Source organism: Bacteroidota bacterium (assembly GCA_016195025.1).
Taxonomy (GTDB): domain Bacteria; phylum Bacteroidota; class Bacteroidia; order Palsa-948; family Palsa-948; genus Palsa-948.
This window is the reverse complement of the sequence record JACQAL010000046.1, coordinates 1-10,681: the sequence shown is the minus strand read 5'-3', so window position 1 is coordinate 10,681 and position 10,681 is coordinate 1. Positions and strand designations below refer to the sequence as shown.

General features: G+C 41.6%; 17 protein-coding genes. 1 reads left to right on the top strand and 16 read right to left on the bottom strand.

Annotated features, from left to right (window positions below; all coding sequences use genetic code 11):
* Positions 1–151 (top strand): T9SS type A sorting domain-containing protein (locus HY063_09645; protein MBI3502046.1); only part of this gene is annotated, 151 nt, incomplete at its 5' end.
* 300 nt (positions 152–451) lie between these two features.
* On the opposite strand, the gene carA is transcribed toward HY063_09645, so the two are convergent.
* The 16 genes from carA to rpsH all read right to left on the bottom strand — a co-directional run.
* Positions 452–1,594, bottom strand: a complete 1,143-nt coding sequence (gene carA / locus HY063_09640; GenBank protein ID MBI3502045.1) for a glutamine-hydrolyzing carbamoyl-phosphate synthase small subunit — start codon at positions 1,592–1,594, stop codon at positions 452–454.
* Positions 1,595–1,674: 80 nt separating this feature from the next.
* Positions 1,675–2,175 carry a 50S ribosomal protein L17 gene (rplQ, locus tag HY063_09635; GenBank protein MBI3502044.1) on the bottom strand — a complete coding sequence of 167 codons (501 nt, stop codon included), beginning with the start codon at positions 2,173–2,175 and terminating at the stop codon, positions 1,675–1,677.
* 84 nt (positions 2,176–2,259) lie between these two features.
* Positions 2,260–3,267 carry a DNA-directed RNA polymerase subunit alpha gene (locus tag HY063_09630; GenBank protein MBI3502043.1) on the bottom strand — a complete coding sequence of 336 codons (1,008 nt, stop codon included), beginning with the start codon at positions 3,265–3,267 and terminating at the stop codon, positions 2,260–2,262.
* Positions 3,268–3,457: 190 nt separating this feature from the next.
* The gene (gene rpsD, locus HY063_09625; GenBank protein ID MBI3502042.1) at positions 3,458–4,066 is read right to left on the bottom strand and encodes a 30S ribosomal protein S4; all 609 of its coding nucleotides are present in this window, start codon (positions 4,064–4,066) and stop codon (positions 3,458–3,460) included.
* Complete coding sequence (locus HY063_09620) at positions 4,067–4,468, bottom strand: four helix bundle protein (protein ID MBI3502041.1); 402 nt, start codon at positions 4,466–4,468, stop codon at positions 4,067–4,069.
* A 34-nt stretch (positions 4,469–4,502) separates the two neighbouring features.
* Complete coding sequence (gene rpsK, locus HY063_09615; protein ID MBI3502040.1) at positions 4,503–4,946, bottom strand: 30S ribosomal protein S11; 444 nt, start codon at positions 4,944–4,946, stop codon at positions 4,503–4,505.
* A gap of 57 nt (positions 4,947–5,003) precedes the next feature.
* Positions 5,004–5,387, bottom strand: a complete 384-nt coding sequence (gene rpsM / locus HY063_09610; GenBank protein ID MBI3502039.1) for a 30S ribosomal protein S13 — start codon at positions 5,385–5,387, stop codon at positions 5,004–5,006.
* 104 nt (positions 5,388–5,491) lie between these two features.
* A complete protein-coding gene (rpmJ, locus tag HY063_09605; GenBank protein MBI3502038.1) occupies positions 5,492–5,608 on the bottom strand; it encodes a 50S ribosomal protein L36 in 117 nt (38 codons plus the stop codon).
* Positions 5,609–5,731: 123 nt separating this feature from the next.
* Complete coding sequence (gene infA, locus HY063_09600; GenBank protein MBI3502037.1) at positions 5,732–5,950, bottom strand: translation initiation factor IF-1; 219 nt, start codon at positions 5,948–5,950, stop codon at positions 5,732–5,734.
* A gap of 85 nt (positions 5,951–6,035) precedes the next feature.
* Positions 6,036–6,851 (bottom strand): type I methionyl aminopeptidase, encoded by an 816-nt coding sequence (gene map / locus HY063_09595; GenBank protein ID MBI3502036.1) that lies wholly within the window; start codon positions 6,849–6,851, stop codon positions 6,036–6,038.
* 112 nt (positions 6,852–6,963) lie between these two features.
* Positions 6,964–8,301, bottom strand: coding sequence for a preprotein translocase subunit SecY (gene secY / locus HY063_09590; protein MBI3502035.1), 1,338 nt, complete (start codon positions 8,299–8,301; stop codon positions 6,964–6,966).
* Positions 8,302–8,309: 8 nt separating this feature from the next.
* Positions 8,310–8,765, bottom strand: a complete 456-nt coding sequence (gene rplO, locus HY063_09585; protein ID MBI3502034.1) for a 50S ribosomal protein L15 — start codon at positions 8,763–8,765, stop codon at positions 8,310–8,312.
* A 17-nt stretch (positions 8,766–8,782) separates the two neighbouring features.
* On the bottom strand, positions 8,783–9,301 hold the full coding sequence (gene rpsE / locus HY063_09580) for a 30S ribosomal protein S5 (GenBank protein ID MBI3502033.1): 519 nt from the start codon (positions 9,299–9,301) through the stop codon (positions 8,783–8,785).
* A gap of 97 nt (positions 9,302–9,398) precedes the next feature.
* The gene (locus tag HY063_09575) at positions 9,399–9,752 is read right to left on the bottom strand and encodes a 50S ribosomal protein L18 (GenBank protein MBI3502032.1); all 354 of its coding nucleotides are present in this window, start codon (positions 9,750–9,752) and stop codon (positions 9,399–9,401) included.
* A gap of 17 nt (positions 9,753–9,769) precedes the next feature.
* Positions 9,770–10,330 (bottom strand): 50S ribosomal protein L6, encoded by a 561-nt coding sequence (gene rplF, locus HY063_09570; GenBank protein MBI3502031.1) that lies wholly within the window; start codon positions 10,328–10,330, stop codon positions 9,770–9,772.
* 18 nt (positions 10,331–10,348) lie between these two features.
* A partial coding sequence (gene rpsH, locus HY063_09565; protein ID MBI3502030.1) for a 30S ribosomal protein S8 occupies positions 10,349–10,681 on the bottom strand: 333 nt, incomplete at its 5' end.

The following is a 10,681-nucleotide window of genomic DNA, read 5'->3' as shown; positions in this document are numbered from 1 at the left end:
TTTCGGGCAGACAGTTAAACAAATAAAAAATATCAACGGGCGGACAGTTGTTTTCTCCCGCGACAATCTCGCAAGCGGACTGTATTTCGTTCGGCTGACAGAAGAAAACAAAACCATCGCAGTAGACAAATTAGTAATCACCGACAAATAACTCTCCCCTTTCATCCCCTCTCTACCAAGTAGAGAGGGGAAAGAGGGGTGAGTCCGGCAACAGGCAAATTAGTAATCACCGATTAATTACTCTCCCCTTTCATCCCCTCTCTACCAAGTAGAGAGGGGAAAGAGGGGTGAGTCCGGCAACAGGTAAATTAGTAATCACCGATTAATTACTCTCCCCTTTCATCCCCTATCTACCAAGTAGAGAGGGGAAAGAGGGGTGAGTTTTGTCGAAGCAGTATCTCCGCTTCGGAACACTGCGTGAATGGCGCAGCCAGCAGAGCAATTTTTATTCTCACGCTTCCGCCTTACTCTTTTGCTTCTTTAGGAAATTTTTTTTCCGTTGCATCAGATTCACAAAATCATCAAACAAATAGCGCGAGTCGTGAGGGCCTGCAGATGCTTCAGGATGATATTGCACACAAAACACGGGCTTATGTTTCATGCGAATGCCTTCTATTGTTCCATCGTTCAAATTCAGATGAGTTACTTCCATGTTTTTATTTTTCTTTGCTTCTTTTTCATCCACCGCAAACCCATGATTCTGCGAAGTAACTTCATCTTTTCCGGTAATCAGATTTTTTACGGGGTGATTAATTCCCCTGTGCCCGTTGAACATCTTGTAGGTTTTAATTCCATTGGCAAGAGAAATTACCTGGTGCCCGAGGCAGATGCCGAACATGGGAATATTGCTTTCAATGAGTTCAGAAATTGTTTCTACCACATGCGGCATGGCGGCAGGGTCACCCGGCCCGTTGGAAATAAAAAGCCCGTCAGGATTTGTTTTTAGTATTTCAGAAGATTTAGTTCCCATCGGGAAAACCTGCACATAGCAGTCACGTTCGTTCAGGCAGCGCAGGATATTTTTCTTCACGCCTAAATCAAGTGCGGCAACTTTGAATTTCGCATGGGGGTTTCCAAGCAGGTAGGATTTTTTGGCGGAAACTTTAGAGGAAAGTTCAAGCCCTTCCATCGAAGGAACTTTGGCGAGAATTTTTTTCAGTTCTTTTACATCGGTAATCTCAGAGGAGATAACAGCATTCATCGCGCCTTTGCTTCGGATATAGCGCACGATGGCGCGCGTATCCACGTCAGATATAGCAACTATGTTTTGTTCTTCAAAATAATCCTGTATGGATTCCATTGCGTCCTTGCGCGAGTATTCCACATTAAAACTTTTGCAAATCAATCCTGCAATCTTCACGCTTTCCGATTCCACTTCTGCGGAATGAATTCCGTAATTGCCTATGTGAACATGCGTGGTGATAAGCAACTGCCCGAAGTAAGAAGGGTCTGTAAAAATTTCCTGGTAGCCGGTCATGCCGGTGTTGAAACAAATTTCTCCGGCAGCAGTTTCAATCTTTCCGGCTGCTTTGCCATGAAAAACTTTTCCGTCTTGCAGCAGGAGTATGGCGGGTTTCTTCGCTTTATATTTCATTGCTTATGTTAAATATAAAAAAAAAGATGGAGCAAATTTACTCCATCCTTTTCTATTAGAAGAAAGATTTTATTAAAAAATTATTCACTCTTTTGTTCCGGATTTGTTTCTTCAGTTGTTGTTTCTTCCGGCTTCTCACTTTTCACTTCTGACTTTTTTCCTCTGCTTCTGCGTGTTTTCTTTGCAGGAGCTTTTTGTTCCGTAGCTGCTTTGAGCATGTTTTCATTAAAGTCAACGAGTTCAATCAGGCAAGTATCAGCATTGTCTCCCGTGCGGAATCCGGTTTTAAGAATGCGCGTGTAGCCGCCTGCGCGTTCTCCCACCTTGGGCGCCACATCGCGGAAGAGTGCAGCAACTGCATCTTTGTTCTGCAAATAGCGGAATGCAATTCTGCGTGAATGCGTGGTATCTGTTTTAGCGCGTGTAACAAGCGGCTCAAAATATTTCTTGAGCGCTTTTGCTTTTGCAAGCGTTGTGTTAATGCGCTTGTGCTGAATCAGCGATGCCGCCATGTTCGACAGCATTGCGTGCCTGTGAGGCGCTTTGCGCGAGAGGTGATTTATTTTTTTACCGTGTCTCATTGTTGTTGGGTATAGAGGAATAGGGGATAGGGTATAAGGTGAGCGGGGCTGTTCCCCTATACCTTATACCTTATACCTTATACCTTAGTTTAAACTTCCTCTTTCTTTTATGAATCCGTATTTCGCAACGTCCATTCCGAAATGGAGTCCTTTGTTTTGCACGAGTTCTTCCAATTCAGCAAGAGATTTCTTTCCGAAGTTGCGGAACTTAAGCAAATCCATTTTATTGAAGGAAACCAGGTCAGCAAGCGTTTCCACATCTGCTGCTTTCAAACAGTTTAATGCGCGAACGGATAAATCCATATCAGCCAGTTTTGTTTTCAATAACTGGCGGATGTGAAGTGCGTGTTCGTCAAAATCCTGTTCTTTGGTTTTTTCTTCTGTATCCAACGTAATTTTTTCATCGGAGAAGAGCATGAAGTGATGAATCAGAATTTTTGCCGCTTCCTTCAGCGCTTCTTTCGGGTGAACGCTTCCGTCACTCTTTATATCAACGATTAATTTTTCGTAGTCAGTTTTTTGTTCCACGCGGAAATTTTCAATCGTATATTTCACGTGGCGGATAGGAGTGAAGATGGAATCAATCGGGATGTATCCGACAGGTGAGTTCAGTGGTTTGTTTTCTTCCGCAGGAACGTATCCGCGCCCTTTGTCAATTGTGATTTCGATTTTCGCTTTTGCGTTTCCGTCCATCGTGCAAATCACGTGGTCGGGATTCAACACCTGGAATGCAGAGGTGGATTTTCCGATATCACCTGCGGTGAAATGGTCTTTTCCGATGAGAGAGATAGTTATTTTTTCGTTGTCAACTCCTTCAATTTGTTTTTTGAAACGAACTTGTTTCAGGTTCAAAACGATTTCGGTAACGTCTTCCACAATTCCTTTGATGGTGGAGAATTCATGGTCAACTCCTTCAATGCGGATGCCGGTAATGGCGTGTCCTTCGAGGGAAGAGAGAAGAATTCTGCGGAGCGCGTTTCCGACAGTAACACCGTAGCCCGGCTCAAGCGGACGAAATTCAAATTGTCCTTCTGTGTCGGTTGAGTGAATCATAATCACTTTGTCGGGTTTCTGGAATGTTAATATTGCCATAGTGTTTGTTGTGTTTAGGTTTCTGGTTTATGTTTTGAGTACAATGCTAATATGCTATTGATTAAAATGCCAATATACTAATTGATACTAATGATACAAATATCGAATAATACTAATGGCTGTTATTAGTATAATTAGTTTCATTAGTACGCATTAGTATATTGGCATTACGCTTATTTTATGACGCATTTTATTTTGAGTACAATTCCACTATTAATTGTTCTTTGATGTTCTCAGGAATTTGTGTTCGTTCAGGAAGCGCCATGAATTTTCCCTGCATGAGATTCTGGTCGAACTCAAGCCATTGATATTTCACGGATGAACCTGCAAGAGAATTCCGGATGGGGTCCATATCTTTTGAACGCTCTCTCACTCCAATCAAATCTCCCGGCTTCACTGTGTAAGAAGGAATGTTTACCACGTTTCCATTCACAGTAATATGCTTGTGAGAAACCAACTGGCGTGCGCCTCTGCGCGTAGATGCAAGATTCATTCTGTACACCACGTTGTCCAAACGCGATTCGAGAAGTTGAAGAAGCACTTCGCCTGTTACGCCTTTCGCTCGTGCAGCGCGTTCAAACGTATTTTCGAACTGGCGCTCAAGAATGCCGTAGGTATATTTCGCTTTCTGCTTTTCAGCTAACTGACCGGCATACTCGGATTTCTTTCCGCGTTTCTTTGTCATGCCGTGCATTCCCGGAGGATATGCTTTTTTCTCCAGCGTTTTTCCGTTTCCGCCAAGAATAGGTTCAGCGAATTTTCTGTTGATGCGTTGTTTGGGTCCTGTGTATCGTGCCATTTACAATTGATTATTTATTATTGATGATTGATTAGTTCGTATTTGTTTGTTACTACTAACTTGAATTGTTTTTCTTGATGAAATAAATATTGCTAAAAGTTCATTCGATTCTTTGATTAAAGGAGCAGCCATGTTTTCTTTCATGAGATTTTCCTCTATAAGAAATTCCATCCAAAAACAAGACTCGTCTGTTTCTTCAATCACAATGCTTAATTTTGATGAGAAACTTTTCTTTGAATGAGCCAAACATGCTGCGCGATAATTTGCAGCAACGGAGGTAGAAGCTCTTATTAGTTGTCCTCTGATATGATTTTCTAAAAATGAATTACTCATAGATAAAGCCAACTTAACGCAACGATGCGAGAAAGTCTTGGTTCTGTTTTTTAATTCTTGGGTTGTCATTTAATAATCAATAATCAGTTATCAGTAATCAATATTATACTCTTCGTTTCTTTGGTGGGCGGCAACCGTTATGCGGAACGGGAGTTAAGTCCACAATTTCTGTAATCTCAATTTTGTTTGTGTACAGCGCGCGCATAGCGGCTTCTCTTCCGCCACCGGGACCGTTGATATATACTTTTACTTTTCTTAAGCCCGCTTCATACGCAACACGCGCTGCATCAGACGATGCAACTGTTGCAGCATACGGAGTGTTTTTCTTTGAACCGCGGAATCCCATTTTACCTGCGGATGACCAGGCAACCGTCTGTCCTTTCAGGTTGGTGAGCGTAACAATGATGTTGTTGAACGTTGCATTGATGTGCGCTTCACCAATGGCATCAACCTTTACGGTTCTTTTTTTCGCCTTAACAGGTTTCCCTGCTTCTGCCGGTGCTGCGCCTTGTGTTTTTTCCTGTTGTGGTTTTTTTTCTTCAGCCATGTTTATCTACTAAATTACTAATCGGTACTAATGTACTAATCAGGGTTTGTTTTTGTTTTAGCCTTTAGACGGTGCTATTTTTTTATTTGCAATTGTTTTTCTTCTTCCTTTTCTTGTGCGCGCATTTGAACGCGTGCGCTGTCCGCGAACAGGAGCACCGGTTTTGTGCCGCGAACCGCGATAGGTTCCGATGTCAATCAAACGCTTGATGTTTAATTGCGTTTCTGAACGAAGTGTGCCTTCCACTTTAATTTTGTCGGTAATGATTCCGCGGATCTTTGTAAGGTCTGAGTCGTTCCAGTCCTGAACTTTTTTATCGAAGTTCACGCCTGCTTCTTTCAGAATTCTGCGTGCGGTGCTTCTGCCGATACCATATATATAGGTAAGGCCGATTTCTCCGCGTTTGTTTTTTGGAAGGTCAATTCCTGATATACGTGCCATTGTTTGTTTTGCCCCAACCCTAAAGGGTGAAGGGACTTTTATTTTTATTATTTATTGTTTCTCATTTTTCTTTTTGTTTTTTCTCCCTTTAGGGACGGGGTATCTTATCCCTGTCTTTGTTTATGCTTTGGATTTTTTTTGTTGATGACATAGAGTTTGCCTTTTCTGCGAACGATTTTGTCGTCAATGCTTCTTTTTTTAATGGATGTTCTGATTCTCATATTATCTACTAATTTACTAATCAGTACTAATGTACTAATCTGTGTTTGTTTTTCTTTGTGTGTTTTGTCTATTTGTTTACTGTTTGTCTTTGTATTTTTTGCCTACTGCCAATTGCCAACTGCCTACTTGTATCTAAATGTTATTCTTCCTTTTGTTAAATCGTAGGGCGACATTTCCAGTTTCACTTTATCACCGGGAAGAAGTTTGATGTAGTGCATACGCATCTTTCCCGAAATATGTGCCGTAATGATGTGGCCGTTTTCCAATTGAACACGGAACATCGCATTCGATAATGCTTCTGTAATGGTTCCGTCTTGTTCAATCAACGACTGTTTCGCCATAAGATTCAATGGAAGGTTGGAATGTTGGATGGTTGGAAGATTGGGAACAGCCCTTCTTCCAATCTTCCATTATTTCATTCTTCCTTTATTCATTTGTTACTGTTTCTATTTTAGTTTTTATTTCTTTTTCTATAAACTCAAACGTTGTCAACACTTCCGCTTTATTTTTTTTTACTGCTACTGTGTGCTCAAAATGTGCGGATGGTTTTTTATCTATTGTCGAAACCGTCCATCCGTCTCTTTCTGTTTTCACATCGCGTCTTCCTAAATTTATCATCGGTTCGATTGCAATTACAAGTCCTTCTTCCATTTTAATTCCGCTTCCGCGCTTTCCGTAGTTGGGAACTTCAGGCGCTTCGTGCAAACTTCTCCCGATTCCGTGCCCGACCAATTCCCGAACGATTCCGTATCCGTATTTGCTTACGTGTTCTTCCACCGCGCTGCTGATGTCTCCGACTCTTTTTCCAGCCACCGCGTTTTCGATTCCTTTGTAGAGAGATTCTTTTGTCACTTTTAGTAACTGCTTTACTTCCTCAGAAATTTCTCCAACGGAAAAAGTATAAGCCGAATCTCCGTAGAATCCATTTTTCAAAACTCCGCAATCTACCGATACTATGTCGCTATTTTTAAGAACGTAATTATTGGGCACTCCGTGAACCACCTGTTCATTTACCGAAACACACAACGTATAATCAAAGACCAATCTTTCCTTCCTGTAGCCCTTAAACGCGGGCGTTGCTCCGTTATCCCGTATGAACTCTTCGGCTATTTTATCAAGTGCTATCGTGCTAACTCCTTCCCTAATATTTTTTCCAACTTCTGCAATCGTTTTCGAAACCAGTAAACAACTTTCACGAATCAATTCGATCTCCTCATCCGTTTTCAAATATATTTTTCCCATCTCACTTAAATGCTAATATACGAATTGATACTAATGAAACGAATCATACGAATAGTTGTCATTCGTATCATTTGTATTATTGGTATCATTTGTTTTCATTAGTATATTAGCATTATGCTGTAGCCATGCTCATCGAAGTCCTTCCTTTTATTCTTCCCGATTTCATTAATCCATCGTAGTGCCGCATCAATAAATGACTTTCAATTTGCTGAAGCGTATCCAACATTACTCCCACAAGAATCAGCAAAGATGTTCCTCCGAAAAACCGCGCGAAGGAATCAGATACTCCAAAAAAATTTCTTGCAAGGGCAGGAGTGATTGCAACCAGCGCAAGAAAGAGTGAGCCGGGCAAAGTTATTTTCGACATCACATCGTCAATAAAGTTTGCGGTTTGTTTTCCGGGTTTCACTCCGGGAATAAATCCTCCGTTGCGTTTCATATCGTCTGCCATCTGCGTTGGGTTCACCATGATTGCCGTATAGAAATAAGTGAACACAATAATCAGGAAAGCAAAAATCATATTATAAGTAAACCCGTTATGATTAGAAAGCGTGCCGATAATTCCGCTTAACTTATCGGAAGAAGCGAAGCCCGCAAGCGTAATCGGAATAAACATAATTGCCTGTGCGAAAATAATTGGCATAACTCCGGCAGCATTTACCTTGAGAGGAATGTATTGGCGAACTCCACCGTATTGACGGTTGCCCACAATTTTTTTTGCGAACTGTACAGGAATTTTTCTTGTTCCTTGTACCAAAAGAATTGAACCTATAATAATGAAGAGCAAGAAAACTAATTCGAGCAGCAGCATAATCAATCCACCGCCTTTTGCTTCCATGCGCGAAGCAAATTCAGAAACAAATGCGAAGGGAAGGTCGGCAACAATTCCAATCATGATGAGAAGGGAAATTCCATTTCCTAAACCGCGGTCGGTAATTCTTTCTCCGAGCCACATTACGAAAATTGTTCCGGCAACTAAAATAATTACGGTTGTAATCCACCACAACTTCGATGGGTCGGCAACAACTCCCGCATAACTTGTCAACTGCGAAGAAATAAATCCGGGCGCCTGCATGGTGGTGATTATTACTGTGAGAAACCGCGTGTACTGATTAATTCTTTTTCTTCCGCTTTCGCCTTCTTTCTGCATGCGCTGAAAGTAGGGGAATGCCATTGTTAAAAGCTGCACAACGATTGACGCAGAGATGTAAGGCATGATTCCCAGCGCGAAAATGGAAGCGCGTGAAAATGCTCCGCCCGCGAACATATTAATCAAACCTGCGAGACCTTCGGCTTGCCCTTTCGCATGAAGCGCCTGCGCATTTACTCCCGGAAGCATCACATATGAACCAAGGCGATAAATGAGAATAAACCCCAGCGTGTAGAAAATACGGAAACGCAAATCTTCAATCGCAAAAATATTTTTTATGGTCTGAATCAGATTCTTCATAGATGATTTTATGCTTTTACAACTTCTGCTTTTCCTCCTTTTCCTTCAATTGCCGCTTTTGCAGAAGCAGAGAAAGCATGCGCTTTCACATCGAGTTTTACTTTCAGTTCTCCTTTGCCTAAAATTTTTACAAGTTTTCTTTTTGAAACCAATCCGTTTGAAACAAATGTTTCCAAATCAAACGATGTGATTTTTTTTTCTTCAGATAAACGTTGTAATGTTTCTAAATTTATTCCGTGAAATTCTTTTCTGAAAATATTTGTGAAGCCGAATTTCGGCAAGCGTCTTTGTAAAGGCATTTGTCCGCCTTCGTGTCCGCGTCTTTTATTATATCCGCTATCGGACTGCTGACCTTTATGTCCTTTTCCGGATGTTCCGCCTTTTCCCGAACCTTGTCCGCGACCGAGACGTTTATTTTTTCCTCTTACAGAACCTCTTGCCGGTTTTAAATTATGTAATTCCATTTTTTTCTTTTATAATGTTATCCTTCGAATACTTTCTTAAGTGATACTCCGCGCTGTTGCGCAACTGTAACTGCATCTCTCATTTTCAGAAGAGCATCCATTGTTGCCTTCACCACGTTGTGCGGGTTAGAAGAGCCCTGCGATTTTGCAAGCACGTCAGTAACGCCAGCGCTCTCAAGCACCGCGCGCATAGCGCCTCCGGCAATAACACCCGTTCCGTGAGAAGCCGGCTTCAAAAAAATTCTTGAGCCGCCATATTTTCCGTATTGAAGATGTGGAACGGTTCCTTTGTTAAGAGGAACTTTCACCAAATTCTTTTTTGCGTCATCAACTCCTTTTGAAATTGAATCGGTCACCTCTCGTGATTTTCCGAGGCCGTAACCAACAACTCCCTTTCCATTTCCCACGACAACAATCGCAGAGAAAGAAAAAGTGCGTCCGCCTTTTGTAGTTTTCACTACGCGGTTCACAGCCACGAGGCGTTCTTTCAATTCTATTTCGCTTGACTTAACGCGTTTTACAGTTTCTTTTGCCATTTAATACAAGTATTAAGTATGAAGTATTATGTATTATGAATTTTTATTTTTTGTTTTTCTCTTTGTACTTTGTACATGATACATTGTACTTTTCGTTTTAGAATTTTAATCCGCCTTCGCGTGCTCCTTCAGCCACTGCTTTTATTCTGCCGTGATAGAGGTATCCGTTGCGGTCGAACACAACTTCCTGGATTCCTTTTTCCACCGCCCATTTTGCAATTGCAGTTCCCACTGATTTTGCTTTGTCTGATTTTGTTCCTTTCACGCGCGCGTCTTTTTTTCCAACAGACGAAACGGTGGTGATGGTTTTCCCTATGGAATCATCCACCAACTGCGCATAAATTTCGCTGTTGCTTCTGAAAACAGTTAAGCGCGGGCGCGAAGTTGTTCCGTTTATTTTACTGCGGATTCTTTTTTTGATTTTCAGTCGTCTGAAATTTCTCGATTTCATTTTCTTTCAGTTTAAAATTATTTTGCTGCAGTTGCTGCTTGCTTTCCTGCTTTTCTTCTTAATTGTTCTCCAGTGAACTTGATACCTTTTCCTTTATAAGGTTCAGGCGCGCGGATGGAACGGATTTTTGCCGCAACCTGTCCGAGCAATTGCTTGTCGGCACTTTGCATAATGATGGTTGGGTTGCTTCCTTTCTCAGTTTTTGTTTCCAGTTTTATTTCTTTCGGCAATTCAAAAATTACGTGGTGAGAAAATCCAACCACTAAATCCAATTGCTGTCCTTTGTGTGAAGCTTTGTAACCCACGCCAACAACTTCCTGCTGCAATTTATATCCTTCGCTCACGCCTTTAATCATATTCGCAATGAGTGAACGATACATTCCGTGCATTGCCTTGTGGCGTTTTTGTTCGGTTGGGCGCTCGAGCACAACATTGCTGCCATCAACTTTCACGGTGATATCAGGGTCAACTGCCTGGCTGAGTTCACCAACTTTTCCTTTCACAGTAACGTTTGCTTTGTTCACTGTAACAGTAACTCCCTGCGGGATGATTATCGGTTGTTTTCCTATGCGTGACATTTTCTGAAATTTATTTTATTAATGAACGTAACAAATTACTTCGCCTCCGACATTCATCTTGCGCGCTTCTTTATCTGTCATCACTCCTTTGGAAGTGGAAACGATTGCTATTCCAAGCCCGCTCAATACGCGCGGCATATCTTCCACGGAGGAAAATTTTCTCAGCCCGGGGCGGCTTGCACGCTGAATTTTTTTAATTGCGGATTGCTTGGTTGCAGGATGATATTTCAAAGCGATTTTAATTTTATCCTGAACAGGATTTTCTTCAACCTTATAGTCGAGAATGTATCCTTTGTCTTTCAGAATGCGCGTGATTTCTTTTTTCAAACCTGAAGAAGAAACTTCCACGAT